Source organism: Kitasatospora sp. NPDC059827 (assembly GCF_042731675.1).
GTDB lineage: Bacteria > Actinomycetota > Actinomycetes > Streptomycetales > Streptomycetaceae > Kitasatospora.
In genome coordinates this window covers 120,225-138,874 of the sequence record NZ_JBHWIV010000015.1, presented here as the reverse complement: position 1 = coordinate 138,874, position 18,650 = coordinate 120,225, and the positions used below count along the sequence as shown (strand labels likewise).

20 protein-coding genes are annotated in these 18,650 nt (G+C 72.4%); 9 read left to right on the top strand and 11 right to left on the bottom strand.

Annotation, left to right across the window (positions count from 1 at the left end):
• The first annotated feature begins 134 nt into the window (after positions 1 to 134).
• Positions 135 to 752: a ScbR family autoregulator-binding transcription factor gene (locus ACFV8H_RS12895; protein WP_375881822.1), complete on the top strand. Its 618-nt coding sequence runs from the start codon at positions 135 to 137 to the stop codon at positions 750 to 752.
• Between the two features lie 85 nt (positions 753 to 837).
• Here the strand turns inward: ACFV8H_RS12895 and ACFV8H_RS12890 are convergent, their stop codons facing one another.
• The 4 genes from ACFV8H_RS12890 to ACFV8H_RS12875 form a co-directional block, all read right to left on the bottom strand.
• Positions 838 to 1,449: a ScbR family autoregulator-binding transcription factor gene (locus ACFV8H_RS12890; protein ID WP_380399069.1), complete on the bottom strand. Its 612-nt coding sequence runs from the start codon at positions 1,447 to 1,449 to the stop codon at positions 838 to 840.
• A gap of 257 nt (positions 1,450 to 1,706) precedes the next feature.
• Complete coding sequence (locus ACFV8H_RS12885) at positions 1,707 to 1,916, bottom strand: acyl-CoA carboxylase subunit epsilon (RefSeq protein WP_380399067.1); 210 nt, start codon at positions 1,914 to 1,916, stop codon at positions 1,707 to 1,709.
• Positions 1,917 to 1,991: 75 nt separating this feature from the next.
• Positions 1,992 to 3,593: an acyl-CoA carboxylase subunit beta gene (locus ACFV8H_RS12880; RefSeq protein WP_380399065.1), complete on the bottom strand. Its 1,602-nt coding sequence runs from the start codon at positions 3,591 to 3,593 to the stop codon at positions 1,992 to 1,994.
• A gap of 451 nt (positions 3,594 to 4,044) precedes the next feature.
• Positions 4,045 to 4,563 carry a PLD nuclease N-terminal domain-containing protein gene (locus tag ACFV8H_RS12875; protein WP_380399063.1) on the bottom strand — a complete coding sequence of 173 codons (519 nt, stop codon included), beginning with the start codon at positions 4,561 to 4,563 and terminating at the stop codon, positions 4,045 to 4,047.
• Positions 4,564 to 4,655: 92 nt separating this feature from the next.
• On the opposite strand from ACFV8H_RS12875, the gene ACFV8H_RS12870 reads away from it, so the two are divergent.
• Both ACFV8H_RS12870 and mqnP read left to right on the top strand, forming a co-directional pair.
• On the top strand, positions 4,656 to 6,113 hold the full coding sequence (locus tag ACFV8H_RS12870; protein ID WP_375881834.1) for a menaquinone biosynthesis decarboxylase: 1,458 nt from the start codon (positions 4,656 to 4,658) through the stop codon (positions 6,111 to 6,113).
• A complete protein-coding gene (gene mqnP / locus ACFV8H_RS12865) occupies positions 6,110 to 7,006 on the top strand; it encodes a menaquinone biosynthesis prenyltransferase MqnP (RefSeq protein WP_380399061.1) in 897 nt (298 codons plus the stop codon). The genes ACFV8H_RS12870 and mqnP overlap by 4 nt, the downstream gene beginning before the upstream one ends.
• A 38-nt stretch (positions 7,007 to 7,044) precedes the next feature.
• Here the strand turns inward: mqnP and ACFV8H_RS12860 are convergent, their stop codons facing one another.
• The 4 genes from ACFV8H_RS12860 to ACFV8H_RS12845 form a co-directional block, all read right to left on the bottom strand.
• Positions 7,045 to 7,299, bottom strand: a complete 255-nt coding sequence (locus ACFV8H_RS12860; RefSeq protein WP_380399059.1) for a hypothetical protein — start codon at positions 7,297 to 7,299, stop codon at positions 7,045 to 7,047.
• The gene (locus ACFV8H_RS12855; RefSeq protein ID WP_380399057.1) at positions 7,296 to 7,646 is read right to left on the bottom strand and encodes a hypothetical protein; all 351 of its coding nucleotides are present in this window, start codon (positions 7,644 to 7,646) and stop codon (positions 7,296 to 7,298) included. The genes ACFV8H_RS12860 and ACFV8H_RS12855 overlap by 4 nt, the downstream gene beginning before the upstream one ends.
• Positions 7,647 to 7,708: 62 nt before the next feature.
• Complete coding sequence (locus tag ACFV8H_RS12850; protein ID WP_375881847.1) at positions 7,709 to 8,464, bottom strand: alpha/beta fold hydrolase; 756 nt, start codon at positions 8,462 to 8,464, stop codon at positions 7,709 to 7,711.
• A gap of 128 nt (positions 8,465 to 8,592) precedes the next feature.
• Positions 8,593 to 9,819 carry an FAD-dependent oxidoreductase gene (locus tag ACFV8H_RS12845; RefSeq protein WP_380399055.1) on the bottom strand — a complete coding sequence of 409 codons (1,227 nt, stop codon included), beginning with the start codon at positions 9,817 to 9,819 and terminating at the stop codon, positions 8,593 to 8,595.
• A gap of 97 nt (positions 9,820 to 9,916) precedes the next feature.
• Between ACFV8H_RS12845 and ACFV8H_RS12840 the strand changes: the two genes are divergently transcribed.
• A complete protein-coding gene (locus ACFV8H_RS12840; RefSeq protein ID WP_380399053.1) occupies positions 9,917 to 10,711 on the top strand; it encodes a TetR/AcrR family transcriptional regulator in 795 nt (264 codons plus the stop codon).
• Positions 10,712 to 10,745: 34 nt separating this feature from the next.
• Positions 10,746 to 11,114: a VOC family protein gene (locus tag ACFV8H_RS12835; protein WP_380399051.1), complete on the top strand. Its 369-nt coding sequence runs from the start codon at positions 10,746 to 10,748 to the stop codon at positions 11,112 to 11,114.
• An 89-nt stretch (positions 11,115 to 11,203) separates the two neighbouring features.
• Here the strand turns inward: ACFV8H_RS12835 and ACFV8H_RS12830 are convergent, their stop codons facing one another.
• From ACFV8H_RS12830 to ACFV8H_RS12820, 3 genes are all read right to left on the bottom strand, one after another.
• On the bottom strand, positions 11,204 to 13,279 hold the full coding sequence (locus tag ACFV8H_RS12830; RefSeq protein WP_380399049.1) for an LPXTG cell wall anchor domain-containing protein: 2,076 nt from the start codon (positions 13,277 to 13,279) through the stop codon (positions 11,204 to 11,206).
• 276 nt (positions 13,280 to 13,555) lie between these two features.
• Complete coding sequence (locus ACFV8H_RS12825; protein ID WP_375881856.1) at positions 13,556 to 14,272, bottom strand: MOSC domain-containing protein; 717 nt, start codon at positions 14,270 to 14,272, stop codon at positions 13,556 to 13,558.
• 65 nt (positions 14,273 to 14,337) lie between these two features.
• Complete coding sequence (locus tag ACFV8H_RS12820; protein WP_380399047.1) at positions 14,338 to 15,084, bottom strand: cyclase family protein; 747 nt, start codon at positions 15,082 to 15,084, stop codon at positions 14,338 to 14,340.
• Positions 15,085 to 15,175: 91 nt separating this feature from the next.
• Between ACFV8H_RS12820 and ACFV8H_RS12815 the strand changes: the two genes are divergently transcribed.
• The 4 genes from ACFV8H_RS12815 (at position 15,176) to mqnE (ending at position 18,646) form a co-directional block, all read left to right on the top strand.
• Positions 15,176 to 15,850, top strand: coding sequence for a UbiX family flavin prenyltransferase (locus ACFV8H_RS12815; RefSeq protein ID WP_360225992.1), 675 nt, complete (start codon positions 15,176 to 15,178; stop codon positions 15,848 to 15,850).
• A gap of 119 nt (positions 15,851 to 15,969) precedes the next feature.
• Positions 15,970 to 16,428 carry an Lrp/AsnC family transcriptional regulator gene (locus ACFV8H_RS12810; RefSeq protein WP_030232219.1) on the top strand — a complete coding sequence of 153 codons (459 nt, stop codon included), beginning with the start codon at positions 15,970 to 15,972 and terminating at the stop codon, positions 16,426 to 16,428.
• Between the two features lie 4 nt (positions 16,429 to 16,432).
• Positions 16,433 to 17,395: a threonine/serine dehydratase gene (locus tag ACFV8H_RS12805; protein WP_380399044.1), complete on the top strand. Its 963-nt coding sequence runs from the start codon at positions 16,433 to 16,435 to the stop codon at positions 17,393 to 17,395.
• Between the two features lie 87 nt (positions 17,396 to 17,482).
• The gene (gene mqnE, locus ACFV8H_RS12800) at positions 17,483 to 18,646 is read left to right on the top strand and encodes an aminofutalosine synthase MqnE (protein ID WP_380399042.1); all 1,164 of its coding nucleotides are present in this window, start codon (positions 17,483 to 17,485) and stop codon (positions 18,644 to 18,646) included.
• The last annotated feature ends 4 nt before the right edge of the window (positions 18,647 to 18,650 follow it).

Genomic DNA, 18,650 nt, shown 5'->3' with positions numbered 1-18,650 from the left:
AGGCGCTAGATTAGATACCAACCATGCGGTTTCGGCCAGTGCCCTCCGCATGCGAGGCGTCGCCTCCGACCGAGGGCGCGCCGACAGCGGCCGGGTGGGGCGGGGAACGCGCCCGGCGGAGTCCGGGGGGATCAGTGGTCAAGCAGGAACGCGCGGGGCGGACCAGGCGGGCCGTGTTGCTCGCCGCCGCGGACACCTTCGCGGGGGCCGGGTTCGAGGCTGCCAGCCTGGTCGACATCAGTCGCCGGGCCGGGGTGAGCAAGGGCGCCCTCTACTTCCACTTCGTCTCCAAGCAGGCCCTGGCCGACGGTGTGCGGGCCGCCGCCGGGCGGGAGATCGGCGCGGCCGCGCTGCGCGCCCTGCGCACCGAGGACCGGGCCGTCCAGGCACTGATCGACTTCTCGCACGAGCTGGCCCGGTTGCTGCGCGAGGACGTGGTGGTGCGGGCCGGCGTCCGGCTCGGCCGCCAGGGCCTGCGGCCGGCCGACGGCTGCGCCGGACCGGGCACCGCCTGGCGCAGCCTCGCCGCCGTCGTCCAGCGGCTGCTGGAGCGCGCCGAACGGGCCGGGGAGCTGCGCCCCGGGGCGGACCGGCGGGCCTGCGCCGAACTGCTCACCGCGGTGGTGGCCGGCCAGGTGCTGCTGGCCGCCGAGGAGCCCGGCCGACCGGCTCCGGAGGCCGTCCGGCAGCTCTGGGCGGCCGCCCTGCCGGCCTTGGTGGGGCCGGACGACTGCGCGGGCTACCGGGTCTGACCGGGGCCGACCGGGTCTGACCGGGGCGCGCTGGGCCGCCGGCCCCGGGCGGCGCCCAGTCGTGCGGTGCGGCGCTCAGCGGCGCTCAGCGGCGTTCGGCGACGCTCAGCCGGGCCAGGGCGTGCGGCTGGACGAGGCCCGGGAGCAGCAGCGTCCACAGGTCGGCCATCCGCTTGATCAGGTCCTGCCGGTCGGCCAGTACCTGGGAGCTCAGCTGGATCCCGGTCACCGCGCCGGTGATCACCCCGGAGGCCGCCACCAGGTCGACCCCCGGGTGGAGGTCCCCGGCCTCCCGGGCGCGCTCCAGCAGCGCCCCCACCAGGTCCATCCAGCCCTGGTAGGCGGCGATCTGCGGCTGGGTGAAGCTGCCGTGCTCGATCGTCAGCCGGATGCTGCCGCGTACCAGCGGGTCCTCCTGGAGCGCGCGGGCGAACGCGTACCCGAGGTCGATCAGGGTCTGCACCGGGCTGTCCGAGGAGGGTTCCCAGGTGGCGATCCAGGCGCCCTGGCCCTCGATCACGGCGAGCGCCAGTTCCTCCTTGGAGTGGAAGTGGAAGTACAGCGCGCCCTTGGTGACACCGGCCCGGTCCAGGATCTCGGCCATCGTGGCGGCGGCGTAGCCCCGCTCGTCGAACACCTCGGCCGCCGCGAGGAGTACCGCCTGGCGGGTTGCCAGCGCGCGGGCCTGCCTGGCCATCGCAGCCTCCCTGGAAAGTTCTGTACCTCGGCAGCGGCCGATCCTATGGGGGCCGACGGGGCGACGGGCGTGAACCGTCCGGTAGGTATCCTACCGAGCCGCTCCGCACCCGGTCGGACGGGCACGAACGGCCCCGTGGGGCCCGGGTGCCCGCGCCGCGGCGGTCGGCGGAGCACGGCCGGACAGCCCGACGGCCGGTCACCCGATGGGGGTGACCGGCCGTCGGGGTCGGACTCTCGGGGCCCGGCCCGGAGGCGTCAGGCGGCCTGCTGCCAGCTGACCGGCGAGTAGTAGGCCGGGCGGCGCTCCAGGCGCTGCCAGTTGGCGATCGGCTCGACCTGGGCGGCGGCCGCGGCCTGCTGCGCGACGGCGGCGCGGGCCATCAGGACGGCGGTCAGGGCGGCGAGCTCCTCGTCGGAGAGGCTGCCGCGGACGACGCGGACGAGGGGTTCGGCGGAAGCGGTCATGTCCTTGGTTTCTCCCCCGGTTGCTGTGGTGTGTGGTGTGCTCGGTACGGCCTGCTGCTGCGAACCGTGCCGCTGCTACATCGGCGGGTTGCCGTGCTTGCGGCTGGGCAGGTCGGCGTGCTTGGTACGGAGCATCGCCAGGGCGGAGGCGATCACCTGGCGGGTCTCCGCCGGGTCGATGACGTCGTCCACGAGGCCGCGCTCGGCCGCGTAGTACGGGTGCATCAGCTCGCTCTTGTATTCCTTGATCTTCTCGGCGCGCATGGCGTCGGGGTCGTCGGCGCCGTTGATCTCGCGGCGGAAGATGACGTTGGCGGCGCCCTCGGCGCCCATCACGGCGATCTCGTTGGTCGGCCAGGCGTAGGACAGGTCCGCACCGATGGAGCGGGAGTCCATGACGATGTAGGCGCCGCCGTAGGCCTTGCGCAGGATCAGCGAGATGCGCGGCACGGTGGCGTTGCAGTAGGCGTACAGCAGCTTGGCGCCGTGCCGGATGATGCCGCCGTGCTCCTGGTCGACGCCGGGCAGGAAGCCGGGCACGTCCAGCAGGGTGACCAGCGGGATGTTGAAGGCGTCGCACATCTGGACGAAGCGCGCGGCCTTCTCACTGGCGTTGATGTCGAGCACGCCGGCCAGCGACTGCGGCTGGTTGGCGATGATGCCGGTGACGTGGCCGTCGACCCGGGCCAGCACGCAGAGCACGTTGGTGGCCCAGCGCTCGTGGACCTCCAGGAACTCGCCGTGGTCGACGATCTCCTCGATCACCTTGCGCATGTCGTACGGGCGGTTGCCGTCGACGGGCACCAGGTCCAGCAGGCTGTCGTTGCGGCGCTCGACCGGGTCCTCGCTGACCACCGACGGCGGCATCTCGCGGTTGTTCTGCGGCAGCAGCGACAGGAGGAAGCGGACCTCCTCGATGCAGGACTGCTCGTCGTCGTAGACGAAGTGCGAGACGCCCGAGACGCCGGCGTGCACGTCGGCGCCGCCCAGGCCGTTCTGGCTGATCTTCTCGCCGGTCACGGCCTGGACCACGTCGGGGCCGGTGATGAACATCTGCGAGGTCTCGCGGACCATGAAGACGAAGTCGGTCAGCGCGGGGGAGTACGCGGCGCCGCCGGCGCACGGGCCGAGCATCACCGAGATCTGCGGGATGACGCCGGAGGCCTTGGTGTTGCGCTGGAAGATGCCGCCGTAACCGGCCAGGGCGGTGACGCCCTCCTGGATACGGGCACCGGCGCCGTCGTTCAGCGAGACCAGCGGGGCACCGGCCGCGATGGCCATGTCCATGATCTTGTGGATCTTCTGCGCGTGGGCCTCGCCCAGGGCGCCGCCGAAGATCCGGAAGTCGTGCGCGTAGGTGAACACGGTGCGCCCGTGCACGGTGCCCCAGCCGACGACCACGCCGTCGGTGTGCGGCTTCTTGGCCTCCAGGCCGAAGCCCTGGGCGCGGTGCCGGCGCAGCGGCTCGACCTCGCGGAAGGAGCCCTCGTCCAGCAGCAGGTCGATGCGCTCGCGGGCGGTCAGCTTGCCCTTCGCGTGCTGGGCCTCGGTGGCCTTGTCGCTCGGGCCGCGGCGCACCTGCTCGCGGAGCTCGTGGAGCTCGGCGACCCGCCCCTTGGCATCGGCCGGGACCTCGGGGACCTCGCCGCCGACCGGCGCCTCATGCACAACCGTCATCTCGAACCACTCCAAGGGTGAGGGAACTGTCCGACAGCCAGCGTCTGCTGTACCCCCAGCTGCGAATCAACTTCTTCACTTATGACTGTACGAGGGGCCGTGCGCTGGTTTCGGCGTCGATTCCGTACAAGGTCGAGTTCGTTTAGCTGTCAGGCCTGTACAGAAGCGGTCGCCCCGAGGGCTGTGCGCTCGGTGGCCGTTCGAATACCGGGGGTTGTCGGGCAGATGATGGTCCGATGATCTGAGCATGAAGGAAAACGCAGGTCAGGACCGTCCTCCAGCAGTGTGGGGCGGCCGTCCGGAGTACCGCTCGAGGACGGCTGGACCGTGGAGCCGGGAGCGGGGCGATCAAGGCCGGGGGCTTCCCGGTCGTAGGGAAGCGCCAAAAAGGCCGCAGCCCACCCGTGGGTGCCCGGGTGGGCTGTCCGGGGGAGCGGCGGACCCGCTCCGATCAGCTCTTTCGCCCGTCCTCGGGCTCCTCGCCGCCGCGCAGCTCCTGCTCCCGGCGGCGCAGATCGGCCTCCCACCGCCGGAGCATGTCCTCGTGGTCCTTGTCGTCCTTCTGCAAGGACCCGCTCTTCGCGGGGGCGTCCTTCTTCTCGGAGTCGTTCTCGGCGGACCCGTTCTTGGCGGGCCCGTTCTTCGCGGACTCGTTCCCGAGGGAGGCCAGGAACTCCGGGTCGTCGTCCGGGGCCACCGGCCGTCCGCGGCGCGGGGCGGCGGAACCGCTCCGGCCGTCCGCGTCCGTCCGGAGCGGCCCTCCGTCCGGCGCGCCCGCGCGCAGGAAGCCGCGCCGCTTCCCGGCCACCAGCCAGGCGATCGGGCCGAGCGGCGGGAAGAGCAGCACGATGATCAGCCAGATCGGCTTCGGCAGGTGCCTGACCTCTCCCTCGGGCGTGACCAGGCAGTCGATGAACGCCCACACCCACAGCGCGAGCGGAAGGACGATGGTCAGAAGAATCCTCAGCACGGCTGTGATCTCCCCCGCGAGGGCCGGAGCGGCGGGCACCTCCCGGGGCCCTTGACGCAAGCCAGGCTATCGGGTGGCGGATACTGACTGGCATGGCATACGACGATCTCCGCTCGTTTCTCCGAGCCCTCGACCGCGAGGGCGACCTCAAGCGCATCAAGGCGGAGGTGGACCCCCACCTGGAGATCGGCGAGATCGTCGACCGCGTGCAGAAGGCCAAGGGCCCGGCGCTGTTGTTCGAGAACGTCAAGGGCTCGTCGATGCCGATCGCGATGAACGTCTTCGGCACCGAGCGGCGCCTCGCCAAGTCGCTCGGCCTCAAGGGCCCGGAGGACATCTCCGAGAAGATCGCCGGCCTGCTCAAGCCCGAACTGCCGCAGGGCTTCACCGGGTTCCGGGACGCCTTCGGCAAGCTCGCCTCGATGGCCCACGTCCCGCCGCGGAACGTGAAGTCCGGCGACGCCCCGGTCCAGGAGGTCGTGCTCACCGGCGACGACGTCAACCTGGACGAGCTGCCCGCGCTGTTCACCTGGCCGCTGGACGGCGGCTCCTTCTTCAACCTGGGCCTGACCCACACCAAGGACCCGGACTCCGGCGTCCGCAACCTCGGCCTCTACCGGCTCCAGCGGCACGACCGCCGCACCATCGGGATGCACTGGCAGATCCACAAGGACAGCCGCAACCACTACGCCGTCGCGGCCAAGCGCGGCGAGCGCCTCCCGGTGGCGATCGCCTTCGGCTGCCCGCCGGCCGTCACCTACGCGGCCACCGCACCGCTGCCCGGCGACATCGACGAGTACCTGTTCGCCGGCTTCGTCGCGGGCGAGCGGGTCCGGATGGTCGACTGCAAGACCGTCCCGCTCCAGGTCCCGGCCGACGCCGAGGTGGTCCTGGAGGGCTGGTTGGAGCCCGGCGAGATGCTCCCCGAGGGCCCGTTCGGCGACCACACCGGCTTCTACACCCCGCAGGAGCCGTTCCCGGCACTGACGATCGACTGCGTGACCATGCGCCGCCGGCCGATCCTGCAGTCCATCGTGGTCGGCCGCCCGCCGACCGAGGACGGCCCGCTGGGCAAGTTCACCGAGCGGTTCTTCCTGCCGCTGCTGAAGATCATCATCCCGGACATCGTCGACTACGACCTGCCCGAGGCCGGCGGCTTCCACAACTGCGTGATCGTCTCGATCGACAAGAAGTACCCCAAGCACGCCCAGAAGACGATGCACGCGATCTGGGGCGCCCACATGATGTCGCTCACCAAGCTGATCATCGTGGTGGACTCCGACTGCGACGTCCACGACTACCAGGAAGTGGCCTGGCGGGCCTTCGGGAACGTCGACTACAGCCGCGACCTCACCGTGGTCGAGGGCCCGGTCGACCACCTCGACCACGCCTCCTACCAGCAGTTCTGGGGCGGCAAGGCGGGCATCGACGCGACCCGCAAGCTCCCCGAGGAGGGCTACACCCGGGACGGCGGCTGGCCGGAGATGGTCTCCTCGGACCCGGCCACGGCCGCACTCGTGACCCGTCGCTGGAAGGAGTACGGGCTGTGAGCACCGCCGCCGTCGAGACCCCGGGGCGCACCAAGGCCTTCCTGCGCCTGGTGATGATCGAGCACTCGGTCTTCGCCCTGCCCTTCGCCTACATCGCCGCGCTGACCGCCATGTTCCTGGCGGACAAGCGGGTGCACTGGGGCGAACTGTTCGTCGTCACCGTCTGCATGGTCGGCCTGCGCACCTTCGCGATGGCCGCCAACCGGATCATCGACCGCGAGATCGACGCCCGGAACCCGCGCACCGCCGGGCGCGAACTCGTCACCGGCGCCGTCTCGTTGAGGACCGCGTACGCCGGCTCGGCGGTCGCCCTGGTGGTCTTCCTCGGCGCGGCGGCCCTGCTCAACCCGCTCTGCCTGGCCCTCGCTCCGGTGGCCGTGGTGCCGATGGTCGTCTACCCGTACGGCAAGCGGTTCACCAACTTCCCGCAGGCGATCCTCGGCCTGGCCCAGGCGATGGGCCCGGTCGGCGCCTGGCTCGCGGTGACCGGCACCTGGTCCTGGGAGGCCGTGGTCCTCGGGGTCGCGGTCGGCATCTGGATCGGCGGCTTCGACCTGATCTACGCCTGCCAGGACGTCGAGTCCGACCGGGAGCACGGCGTCGGCTCGCCGCCGGCCCGCTTCGGCGTCCCGGCCGCCATCCGCGGCGCCCGGGTCTGCCACGTCCTGACCACCCTGCTGCTGGGCTGGTTCGCGGTGCTCACCGACGCCGGCCCCGCGTTCTGGATCGGTCTGGCCGTCGTCGCGGGCGCCTTCGTCTACGAGCACACCATCGTGAAGCCGAACGACCTGTCGAGGCTCAACCGGGCCTTCTTCCAGACGAACAGCTTCGTCGGCATCTCACTGTTCTTCTTCGCCCTGGTCGACCTGGTCATCCGCGGCCTCGGCATCTGACCCCTGCGGGCCCGGCCGGGGGCCGGGCCCGCCCGGGGTCATGCGGGCGGCGTCACCTGGCAGACGACGACGAGTTCGAGTCTGGGCACGACGTAGTACGCGACCAGGCCGCCGGCAACGTCCAGGTACTGCATGGGCTCGCCACTGCCCTCGTACCTGCTCCCGTCCAGGTACAGCGCGGCGGCCGCCCGGACGAGCTCGGCGGCCTTCGTCTCGACGGCCGCCAGGAAGTCGGCGGGTGCGCCGCCGGTGACGTGTTCCGGGCTGGGCAGGTACTCCCAGCTCCAGCTCACTCGTTCACCGCCGAGAACGCGGCCCGGTAGATCGCGGCGACGTCGGTGGCGTGCCGACGGCACTCCTCGACGCTCTCCGCGTGGTTGGCGAGGTAGTTCGCCCGGTGGTAGGCCCGTGCCGTGGCCGGGACCCGCTCGATCTCCACGACGGCCGCCCAGTGCGCGACGAACGCGCGGAGCGGGCTGATGCTTCCTGAGTCGATGGCGGCGGCCATGGCCCGGGTCTGTCCCTCCACCATCTCCGGCAGCCGGGCGGAGGCCACCACGGCGAGGGCGGCCTTGAGAGCGGCGGGCGACTTCTCGGGCCTGGGGATGAGTTCGGCTCCGTCCGGGACCGGCTGGCTCACGGGGCTCTCCTCTCGTCCCGTCCGAGCCTACTCGCCGCCGGTTCGCGGTAGCGCTCCGCGGCTCAGTTGTGGAGGAAGGCCTCCATCGCGGTCGCCAGTGCCACCGGCGCCTCGTACATCGGGTAGTGCCCGGTGCCGCCGAGCTCCTCCAACTCGGCGTTGGGGTAGTGCTCCAGCCAGGTGCCGCGCATCACGTCGGCGGTCAGCGCGAGGTCGTGCTCGCCGACGATGACCTTGACCGGGACGGGGTTCCCGCTGATCCGGTGCTCCAGGTCGGCCGTGGTCCAGTCCTGGACGTAGCCGTCGAAGGCCTCGACGGTCGACAGCCGCAGCGACTGGTCGACCATCCGGTCCAGCCAGACCCGGCCCGCCCGCTGCCCGGTGACCAGGTCGAGGATCGCGTACCGCTTCTCGCGGTCCTCGGCGGCGCCGTAGAACAGCGCCTCGCCCGCCTCGTCCAGCGGGTACGCCCCGGCCGGCACCGGCGACAGGCCGACCAGCTTGCGCACCCGCAGCGGGGCCTCGGCCAGGACCTGCTGGGCCGCCTTGCCGCCCATCGAGTGGCCGACCAGCGAGAAGCGGTCCCAGCCGAGCTGGTCGGCGAGGGCGAGCGCGTCGGCGGCGATCTCGGCGAGGGTGTAGGCGCCGGTCACGTCCTTGCGCTCGCCGTAGCCGCGGTAGTCGAGGAAGGCGTAGCTGAACGCCCTGCCGTCGAGGTAGTCGAGGAAGGGGCCCCAGCCCGCGCTGGTGCCGAACCAGTCGTGCAGGACGAGGACGGGGTGGGCGCCCGTACCGGTCAGGCGATGAGGGATCGTCATGCCGAGGGTCGTTCCCCGGAAACCGCCCGCCCGAACGGCCGGTCCGGGGCGGGCCGTTCGGTGGGCCGGTGGCCGGGCCGGTGGCCGAGCCGGTGATCAGCCCGGTGGTCGGCCGGCCGGGCGGAGGGTCAGGCGGACGGCCGGCGGGCGAAGGCCGGGGCGTGTTCGGGGCGCGGCCCGATGGCGAGCAGCCGGGACAGGCCGATCCGGACGGCGGGCACCCGGCGGGCGACCGCGGCGAAGGCGGTCGGCGGCCCGGAGCGCCGCCCGGTGAGCACCGGGACGAACATGATGCCGTGCAGGACCCGCTGGAGGCGCTGCATGACCACGGTCGGCCACCAGCGGCGCTGCTGGACCCGGGCCAGCGCGGCGACGGTCGGCCGACCGCGGCGCAGCGGTTCGGCGAGCAGGGCGGCGGCCGCGACGGCGTCCTGGATGGCGAGGTTGATGCCGACCCCGCCGGCCGGGGACATCGCGTGGGCGGCGTCGCCGATCAGCAGCAGCCCGTCGACGTACCAGCGGTCCAGCCGGTTGAGCTTGACGTCGAGCAGGTGGAGCTCGTCCATCCCGGCCAACTGGTCGACCCGGTCGGCGAACTGCGGCATGAGCCGGGCGATCCGGGCGCGGAAGCGGTCGATGCCCTCGGCGCGCAGCTCGGGGTCGAAGCCCTTGGACTTGAAGTAGGCGATCTGGAAGTAGTCGTCGCGGGTGAAGCTGAGGGCCAGCTCGCGCTCGCCGAAGCCGGGGGTGAGGCTGGGCGGCGCGGCCTGCTCGTGGGCGTGCCGGGGGAGCCGGAACCACCAGACGTCGAAGGGCACCGGGTACTCCTCGGGCACCAGGCCGGCCTCCCGGCGCAGGGTGGAGTGCCGGCCGTCGGCGGCGACGGTGAGGTCGGCGCGCAGCTCGCCCTCCTCGCCGTCCCGGGTGCGGTAGCGGACGCCGACCACCCGGCCGTGCTCCCGGAGCAGTCCGGTGGCCTCGGTGTTCATCCGCACGGTGAAGGCGGGTTCCCGCTTCGCCTCCTCGACCAGGAAGTTGAGCAGGTCCCACTGCGGCATCATGGCGATGTAGTTGTACGGCGCGGGCAGCCGGTCGAAGGCGCTCAGCGCGACGTCCCCGACGCCGGGCACCGGTACCACCAGGTTGCCGAGCCGGCTCTGCGGCAGGGCGGCGAACTTCCGGCCGAGGCCCAGTTCGTCCATCAGGCGCACGGTGGACGCGTGGACGGTGTCGCCGCGGAAGTCCCGCAGGAAGTCGGCGTGCTTCTCCAGCACGGTCACCTCGACGCCCGCTCGGGCCAGCATCAGGCCCAGCACCATTCCGGCCGGTCCGCCCCCGGAGATGACGACGCTCATGGCTCTCTCCCCTTCGATCCCTTGCCGTTCCTGGATGGAACTTGCCTATAGAGCGTCTCTGGAACCGTCTCAGGTGTCAAGTAGTACGATGTCTCACATGAACGATCTGGTGGCGGCCGCCCTCGCGGCCGCGAAGGCACGGGGGCGGGACGTCGCGGACGTCCCGCTGACGGCGATCGCCTCGGCGGCCGGAATGTCGCGCAGCACCCTGCTGCGCCGCCTCGGCGGCTCCCGGGCCCCGCTGGACGAGGCCGTCCGGCAGGCCGGCGTCGACCCGGGCGGACGGCCGCCGGTGCGGGAACGGGCGATCGAGGCGGCGGGCCGGCTGGTCGCCGAACGCGGCCTCGCCGGAGTGACCCTGGACGCCGTGGCCGACCGGGCCGACTGCTCACTGCCCAGCCTGCACACCGTCTTCGAGGGGCGGGACGGCCTGTTCACCGCCGTCTTCCTCCAGTACGGCCCGCTCCCGGACCTGGAGACACTGGCCGCGGACCCGCCGGAGAGCCTGGAGGACACCGTCCGGGCGATCCACCACACCTTCGCCGCGGCCTTCGACCGCGAGCCGAGGGTCGTCCCGGCGGTCTTCGCCGACCTCTTCGGCCGCCCGGACGGCCCCGCCGCCCGGATGATGGAGGCCCACCTGCCGCGGATGTTCGACGGCCTCTCCCGCCTGCTGCTGCCGCACGTCGAGGCGGGGCGGCTGCGCCCGCTGCCGCTCCCGGTGCTGGCCCAGCTGATGCTCGGCCCGCTGCTCAACCACGTCCTGATGAGACCGGTGCTGGAGCCCGCGTTCGGCGCCGGACTGCCGTCGCCGGACGCGGTGCTGGACCTGTTCGTCGAGGCCTATCTGCGGGCGGTCGCCCTGCCCGGGCCAGGCCACCGGAACCCCTGAACCGACCCCGAGTGAACCGACCCCGAGGAGAACCGTGATCGGCACCCTGCAGTGCCTGGTGCTCGACTGCCCCGAGCCGGGCCCGCTCGCCCGCTTCTACGCCGGCCTGCTCGGCGGCGAGGTCGACCGCCCGGACCGGCGCTGGTCGCTCGGCGACGGCTGGTCCACCCTGCACCTGGACGACGGCAGGGTGCTCTGCTTCCAGGCCGTCGCCGACCACCGCCCGCCCCGCTGGGGCAGCGCCGAACACCCGCAGCAGGCGCACCTGGACATCGACGTACCGGACCTCGACGCCGCCGAGTCCGCGGTGCTCGCCTTGGGCGCGGTGCGGCTGCACGACGCCGGCGGCTGGCGGATCTACGCCGACCCGGCCGGCCACCCCTTCTGCCTGGTCCGCGGCTGAGGGGCGGCCGGAACGGCCGAGCCCCGGCCCCCGGACGGTGCCGGGAGCCGGGGCTCGGGTGCTTCCAGAGGCAGGCCCCAGGAGCGGGATCAGGCGTTGCGACGGCGACGCGCGAAGAAGAGGGCGCCGATGCCGCTGGCGAGCAGGCCGGCGGCGGCCGCGGCGGACGCCAGCATGCCGTCCGAGCCGGTGTGGGCGAGCGAGCCGCCGGCCAGCTCGGTGTCGGTCGTGGTGCCGGTGCCGGTGCTGTCGGCCGTGGTGCCGGTGCCGGTGCCGGTGGTGAGACCGGCCTTGACGGCGGTGCCGTTGCCCTTGTCGGCGCCCTTGCCCGCGTACTCCGCCGGGGTGGAGGTCAGGTCGAGGGCGAAGCCCTGGGTGCTGGCCCACGCGTCCGCGTACTGGCTGCCGGCCGGCTGCTCACCGAGGATGACCGCCGGGGTGACGTAGACCCGGCCGATCGGGGCGTCGGCGGTGAAGGCCAGGCGCACGTGCTTGGTGAAGGACGACTTGGCCGCGAGGTTCTTGTCCGCGGTGAGGTGGTACACCACCGGACCGCCGGACTGGGGGCTCGGCTTGCCGGTGATGTCCGTCCAGCTGCCGTCGGCCTGCTGCACCTGGAGCTTGGTGTACCGGTCGACGACCACGACGGGGGAGAGGTTGTCGTAGTCCGAGGCGCTCTGGTTGTCCACGGTGAAGTCGAACTCGATCGGGGCGCCGCCGATCTCGGCGGTGCTCGGCGCGTTCTTGACCGCCAGGCCGAGGCCCTTCATCTCGACGTTCTTGGTGCTCTCGGACACGACCGTGTTCGCGCCGTCCACGATCGCGGAGTAGAGCGTGACGTCCCCGTGCGCGTTGGGCCAGTCGTTGTTGACCGGGGCGGAGAGGCGCAGCTGGAGGGTCTTGGTGGTACCGGCGGCGACCGACACGCCCGGGATCTCACCGCTGAAGTTGAAGGTCCTCTCGCCCTGGCTGAAGTTCAGCGTGACGGGCTTCCAGCTGCCGTCGGCGGTGCGGTAGTCGACGGCGAAGCGGCCCGCGCTGCGGGCGGCCGGGTTGCTGACGTTCAGCTTGAGCGTGTACGTGGCGTCGGTGCCGCCCGGGTTGGTGACGGTCTCGGTGAACTCGACCGGCTTGCCGGCGTTGCCGATGGACGACGGCTCCTGCACCGACAGGCTCGGGCCGGCGGTGAGGTTGATCGCGACGAACTGCGGGCCGCAGACGACGGGCGCGAACGCCCCGCCCTCGCCGAGCATGGCCCACGGGTGGATGTAGGTGGTGCCGATCGGGGCGTCGGCGGTGAAGGAGAGACGGACGTGCCGGGTGAAGGAGGCACCGGGGGCGAGGGTCTTGTCCGCGGTGAGGCGGTAGAGGACCCGGCCGAACTGGTCGGGGGCCGCGGTGACGGTCTCCCAGCTGCCGTCCGCGTTCTGCACCTGGAGCTTGCTGCGCTTGTCGGCCTCGATGACCTTGGCGACGTCGGTGTAGCGCGCGGCGCTGGGGTTGGTCACCGTGACGTCGAACTCGACCGGGGCGCCGCCGGCGACGGCGGTGGTCGGGGCGTCCTTGACCTGCACCGTGATGGCCTTGGCCGTCACGTCCTTGGTGCTATCGGCGAGAACGGTGTGCCCGGACTCGTCGAGGACGGTGGAGTCGAGCTTGATGGGCAGGTCGTGGCTGCCCCAGTTGTTGTTGATCGGGAGGCCGAGACGCAGCTGGACCGTCTTGGTGGCGCCGCCGGCGACGGTCAGAGCGGTCGGGATCCCGCCGGTGAAGTGGCCGCCGGAGTTGGTGAAGGCCAGGTCGACCGGCTTCCAGGCGCCGTCCGCGTCGCGGTAGTCCATGGTGAGCTGGGTACGGGAGCCGGCCGCCGGGTTGCTCGCGTCGAACCACAGCTTGTAGGAGGCGTCGGTGGCGCCGGGGTTGGTGACGGTCTCGGTGAACTCGACCGGCTCCCCGCCGTTGCCGAAGGACGCGGGCGCGTTGACCGTCAGCGACGGCTTGCCGGCCTCGGTCGAGGCCTTCGGGGCGGTCGGCTCGGCGGAGGCGGTGGCGGCCGGGGCGTCGGCGGCGTAGGCGGCCGGGGTGGCGACCACGGCGCCGGTGGCGAGCAGCACGCCCAGGGTGGCGGCGGTGACGACGGCGGAGCGGGAACGGCGTGCACGCACGACGGACATTCTGAATACCCCCCAGGGTGTTTCACCGGCAGCTTCACGCTGCTGGTCGATCAGTTCGGTACGGGTCGGACCTGAGGTCCGGGGTTGGTGTCCCCGGTGTCGCCTGCGGTCCGCTCCGGCGGGTTTCCCCGCCGCTCACTCACATAGACGTGCAAGGGTCGCGGGGGTTGCAGGTGAGTTCGAAACTTTTTCGGAGAATCTTCGAGACCGCTCTGACCTGCGGTTATATCGACGCCGGCGCCAGCACCGTGGCCCTGCGGCCAGGACTCAGTCCAGCACCAGCCGGTCGCCGAGCCGCAGGCGCCCGGGGGCGGCGACCTCGGCGAGGGCGTCGAGCCGGCCGTCGTGGGCGTGCACGATCGCCTTGAGGATCTCCGGCGCGTGCGGCAGGCCGGGCTGCGGGGCACCGCTCATCGCGCAGCGCTCGCTGGCGGAGACGAAGGCGAGCCGGGCGCTGTCCGGGGCCCCGCCGTGGGCCTGCCGGCCGAGCCAGGCGTCCTCGACGAAGGGCGGGGTGCCCGGCGGGGTGCGCAGCACGATGTTGGGGCGGAACCGGCGTTCGTCGACCACGGCGAAGGGGACGGCCTCGCGGACCCAGTCCAGGGTGGCGGTGCTGAGCACGCTGACGGGCAGTCGATCGAAGTGCGGGACGGCGTCCTCGCGGGCGAGTTCGACGTCCTCGCGCTGGAGGTAGGCGCGCAGGAAGGCGGTCGGGTGGTCGACCGGGCGGCCGAGCGGGTCGAACAGTTCGGGGCCGTCGATCCGGCGGCCGAGGCGGGCGGAGAGCCGGAGCAGCCCGTCCATCCGGCGGAAGCGGCGGGTGTTCTTGCCCGAGCCGAGCTTCCCGGAGGCGTCGCGGACGGCGTAGAGGCGGTCCCCGGCCAGGCCGCGCACGTCCACGTCGACGGAGTCGAGCCGCTCGCCCCCGGTGGACTTCACGGGGTAGCGCCAGAGTCGCTCGACCACTCCGATGATCTCAGCCATGGCCGGAAAGCCTAGTGGCGCCATCGGAGTTGGTCTAGACCAAGTGCGGCCCGGGTCGGGGCCGGTCAGCCCAGCCGGGCCACCGCCCGCACCGGGGCCCCGTCCGCGGCCACCAGGCGCAGCGGGAACAGCGACACCTCCACCGGCCGGCCGGCCTCCTGCGCCGCCAGCAGCGCCCGCAGGTCGGTCAGGTTCTCGGCGATCACCCCGCCGCCGTCCGCGCCCAGCAGCACCCGGTGGGCGGCCAGCGTCGGCTCCTCCACCGGGTCGGGCCCGTCGTGCTCGTCGGTGAGGTCGGCGAGCAGCGCGGCGACCGCCGGGTCCTCCGGCCCCGGGTCGGGGGTGGGGTCCACGCTCAGCGCGTCCACCCCGACCGTCCGCACCCCGGCGGCCACGATCGCCTCGGCGGCGGCCGCGGTCAGGCTGGGGTGGGCCAGGTAGGCGTCGGTGCCCCAGTGCCGGGCCCAGCCGGTGGCCAGCAGCAGGACGGTGCCCTCGGCGCAGCGCGCCAGCGCGGGCGCCAGCAGGTCGGGGGTGACGGCCGTCCGGGGCTCCAGCCCGCGCAGGTCGGCGACCACGGCGGGGCCGGTGAACCGCTCCAGCGGCAGCCCGTCCAGGGTCGGCCAGGTGACGTCCACGTGGTACGGCGCGTCCACGTGCGTCCCGGACTGCGAGCCGAGGTGCAGGGCCAGCACGTTCACCCCCGCCGTGGCGGTGGTGAGCGCGGGCGCCAGCAGGACGGCCGGGTCGCCGGGGTAGACCGGCATCGCGGTGGTCACCTGATGGGTGAGGTCGACGAGGGTCGCTGCCATGCGCCCATCCTCCCAGGGGGCGGGCCCGCGCGGGCCCGGTCCGCCGTGCCCGGGGCGGAGCCGCAGGTGGGGGCGGGACAGAATTGCCTCCATGGGAACTGCGAAGCGTCAGCCGTGGGTGGTCGGGGTCTCGGGAGCGTCGGGGACGCCGTACGCGGCCTCGGTGATCCGGGCGCTGCTCGCCGCCGGCGAGGCGGTGGACCTGATCGTCAGCCGGGCCGCCCGGCTCACCATCCTGGACGAGACCGGCATCTCCTTCCGGGACGCCCACTGGCGCGCCGACCTCGCCCGGTGGCTGGGCACGGACGAGGGCCTGGACGACGTCCGCTACTGGCCGGCCGGGGACTTCGCGGCCGGCCCCTCCAGCGGCTCGTACCCGGCCAAGGGGATGCTGGTGGTCCCCGCGACCACCGGCGCGGTGGCCGGGATCGCGCTCGGCCTGAGCAAGGACCTGCTCCAGCGGGTGGCCAGCGTCACCCTCAAGGAGCGCCGTCCGCTCGTCGTCTGCGTGCGCGAGGCACCACTCAACGGGGTGACGTTGAAGCACCTGGTGGAACTCGACGCGCAGGGCGCCGTCGTGCTCCCCGCCTCGCCCGGTTTCTACGCCGGCGGCTCCACCGTGCGCGAACTGGTGGATTTCGTGGCCGGCCGGGTGCTGGACGCCGTCGGCGTGCCGCACTCCCTGTACCTGCGCTGGGAGGGCGAGTTGGGCGCGGCCGCCCGCAAGCCGGGCGACGGGGACGCCGCTCGGCCCGAGGGGGAGTAAGGAGAGCGAGGGCGGGAGAGTATCTTCTCTGCGATATCCGGGTCGTTCAGCGCACGGCGCCTTTGAATCCGGATAATGATCTGTGGGTCTGGTGAGGTTCGGAAGGACGCGGACGGTATATGGACACGGTGGACAGACAGCTCATCCAGGCGCTCCGGGAGAACGGCCGTGCGTCCTACGCCGAGCTGGGCCGACTGGTCGGACTCTCCGGCCCGAGCGTCACGGACCGCATCAACCGCCTGGAGCAGGCCGGTGTGATCACCGGCTACCGGGCGACGGTCAACCCGGCCTCGCTCGGCTTCGGCGTCACGGCCCTGATCGGTCTCCAACTGACCGACGCCGCCGACCACGAGGACGTCGCGTTCCGGCTCAAGGACCTCAACGAGGTCGAGGACTGCTGGTTCATCGCGGGTGACGACTCCTACATGCTCAAGGTCCGGGTGGCCGACGTGGCCGGCCTGGAGTCGGTGGTCAAGCGGATCTCGGGCACGAAGGGCGTGGCCCGCACCCGCACCACCGTCGTACTCTCCACGAAGTGGGAGAACCGGGTGAGCGAGCTCCCCCCCGAAGGAGAGTGACGGCATGGCACTGGTCGGTCTGGAGGAGCTGCACGCCGCTCGGGAGCGGATCGCCGGGGTCGCGGTGCGCACCCCGCTGGTCCCCGCCCCCTGGGCGTCCGAGGACGGGCGGCGGCTCTGGCTCAAGCCCGAGAACCTCCAGCCGACCGGGGCCTTCAAGACCCGCGGCGCCTACAACCGGCTGGCCGCGCTCACCCCGGACGAGCGCGCCCGCGGCGTGGTCGCCCAGTCCAGCGGCAACCACGCGCAGGCGGTGGCCTACGCGGCGCAGCTGCTCGGCCTCAAGGCCGTGATCGTGATGCCGGACACCTCGCCCGCCGTGAAGGTCGAGGCCACCCGCGCGTTCGGCGCCGAGGTGATCCTCGTCCCACCGGGGGAGCGGGACACCCTGCCCGGCGAGCTGGCCGAGCGGTTCGGCTTCGTCTGGGTACCGCCGTACGACGACCCGTTCATCATCGCGGGCCAGGGCACGGTGGGCCTGGAGATCGCCGAGGACGCCCCGACCGGTCTGGACACCGTCCTGGTGCCGGTCAGCGGCGGCGGCCTGATCGGCGGGACGGCCGCCGCGCTCAAGCTCACCCGCCCGGGCGTTCGGGTGATCGGGGTGGAGCCGGAGCTGGCCGCCGACGCCCAGGAGAGCCTGCGCTCCGGGCGCCGGGTGGAGTGGCCGGTCGCCGACACCTACCGGACGGTCGCGGACGGGCTGCGCACCCCCTCGGTGGGCGTGCTGCCGTACGAGCACCTCACCGCCTACGTCGACGACATCGTCACCGTCACGGAGGACGAGATCCGCGCCACCGTCGCCCTGCTGGCCCGCCGCGGCCGGCTGGTCGCCGAGCCCTCCGGCGCGGTCGCCCCGGCCGCGTACTTCCACCGCGCCGCCGAGACCGGGGGCCGGACGGTGGCCGCCGTGGTCAGCGGCGGCAACATCGACCCGGGTCTGCTCGCCGAGCTGCTCAGCGCTTAGGGGCCACGCCCTCGCCCGGCCTCCGTCGGCATAGGCGTAACCTCGTCTCCGGCAAGGAATCGAATGTCTGAGGAGGCGGGTCACCGCATGGACGCAGGGCTCAAGCGCGAGCTGGAGGCGAAGGTCTACGCGGGTGAGCGGCTGACCCGCGAGGACGGGATCGCGCTCTACGGGAGCGACGACCTGGCCTGGCTGGGCGGGCTGGCCCACCACGTGCGCACGCGGAAGAACGGCGACGTCGTCCACTTCAACGTCAACCGCCACCTCAACATGACGAACGTCTGCAGTGCCTCCTGCGCGTACTGCTCGTTCCAGCGCAAGCCGGGCGAGAAGGACGCTTACACGATGCGCATCGAGGAGGCCGTCCGCCTCGCCAAGGCGATGGAGAGCGACTCCCTCACCGAGCTGCACATCGTCAACGGCCTGCACCCCACCCTGCCGTGGCGCTACTACCCGCGCTCGCTGCGGGAGCTCAAGGCGGCGCTGCCGAACGTCTCGTTGAAGGCCTTCACCGCCACCGAGATCCACTGGTTCGAGAAGATCAGCGGCCTGCCCGCCGACGAGATCCTGGACGAGCTGATCGACGCCGGTCTGGAGTCGCTGACCGGCGGCGGCGCGGAGATCTTCGACTGGGAGGTCCGCCAGCACATCGTCGACCACGACACCCACTGGGAGGACTGGTCGCGGATCCACCGCCTGGCGCACTCCAAGGGCCTCAAGACCCCGGCCACCATGCTGTACGGCCACATCGAGGAGCCCCGCCACCGGGTCGACCACGTGCTGCGGCTGCGTGAGCTCCAGGACGAGACCGGCGGCTTCCAGGTCTTCATCCCGCTGCGCTACCAGCACGACTTCCACGACTCCAAGGACGGCGTCGTGCGCAACAAGCTGATGGCCCGTACCGAGATGGCCACCGGCGCCGAGGCGTTGAAGACCTTCGCGGTCTCCCGGCTGCTCTTCGACAACGTCCCGCACGTCAAGGTCTTCTGGGTGATGCACGGCGTCACCACCGCCCAGCTGGCGCTCAGCCACGGCGCGGACGACATGGACGGCTCGGTGGTCGAGTACAAGATCACCCACGACGCGGACAACTTCGGCACCCCGAACAAGCTCGGCCGCGAGGACCTGCTCGGCCTGATCCGGGACGCCGGCTTCCGCCCGGTGGAGCGCAACACCCGCTACGAGATCATCCGCGAGTACGACGGCCCCGACCTGACGCGTCGCGAGACCCCGCAGGCGATGCGCCTCTGACCTG

Coding starts and splice junctions, on each gene's coding strand:
- ACFV8H_RS12890 (WP_380399069.1), bottom strand. CDS start 1,449: ATGGCCAGGCAGGCCCGCGCGCTGGCAACCCGCCAGGCGGTACTCCTC.
- ACFV8H_RS12885 (WP_380399067.1), bottom strand. CDS start 1,916: ATGACCGCTTCCGCCGAACCCCTCGTCCGCGTCGTCCGCGGCAGCCTC.
- ACFV8H_RS12880 (WP_380399065.1), bottom strand. CDS start 3,593: ATGACGGTTGTGCATGAGGCGCCGGTCGGCGGCGAGGTCCCCGAGGTC.
- ACFV8H_RS12870 (WP_375881834.1), top strand. CDS start 4,656: ATGGCATACGACGATCTCCGCTCGTTTCTCCGAGCCCTCGACCGCGAG.
- ACFV8H_RS12850 (WP_375881847.1), bottom strand. CDS start 8,464: ATGACGATCCCTCATCGCCTGACCGGTACGGGCGCCCACCCCGTCCTC.
- ACFV8H_RS12845 (WP_380399055.1), bottom strand. CDS start 9,819: ATGAGCGTCGTCATCTCCGGGGGCGGACCGGCCGGAATGGTGCTGGGC.
- ACFV8H_RS12840 (WP_380399053.1), top strand. CDS start 9,917: ATGAACGATCTGGTGGCGGCCGCCCTCGCGGCCGCGAAGGCACGGGGG.
- ACFV8H_RS12825 (WP_375881856.1), bottom strand. CDS start 14,272: ATGGCTGAGATCATCGGAGTGGTCGAGCGACTCTGGCGCTACCCCGTG.
- ACFV8H_RS12820 (WP_380399047.1), bottom strand. CDS start 15,084: ATGGCAGCGACCCTCGTCGACCTCACCCATCAGGTGACCACCGCGATG.
- ACFV8H_RS12815 (WP_360225992.1), top strand. CDS start 15,176: ATGGGAACTGCGAAGCGTCAGCCGTGGGTGGTCGGGGTCTCGGGAGCG.
- ACFV8H_RS12810 (WP_030232219.1), top strand. CDS start 15,970: ATGGACACGGTGGACAGACAGCTCATCCAGGCGCTCCGGGAGAACGGC.
- ACFV8H_RS12805 (WP_380399044.1), top strand. CDS start 16,433: ATGGCACTGGTCGGTCTGGAGGAGCTGCACGCCGCTCGGGAGCGGATC.
- mqnE (WP_380399042.1), top strand. CDS start 17,483: ATGGACGCAGGGCTCAAGCGCGAGCTGGAGGCGAAGGTCTACGCGGGT.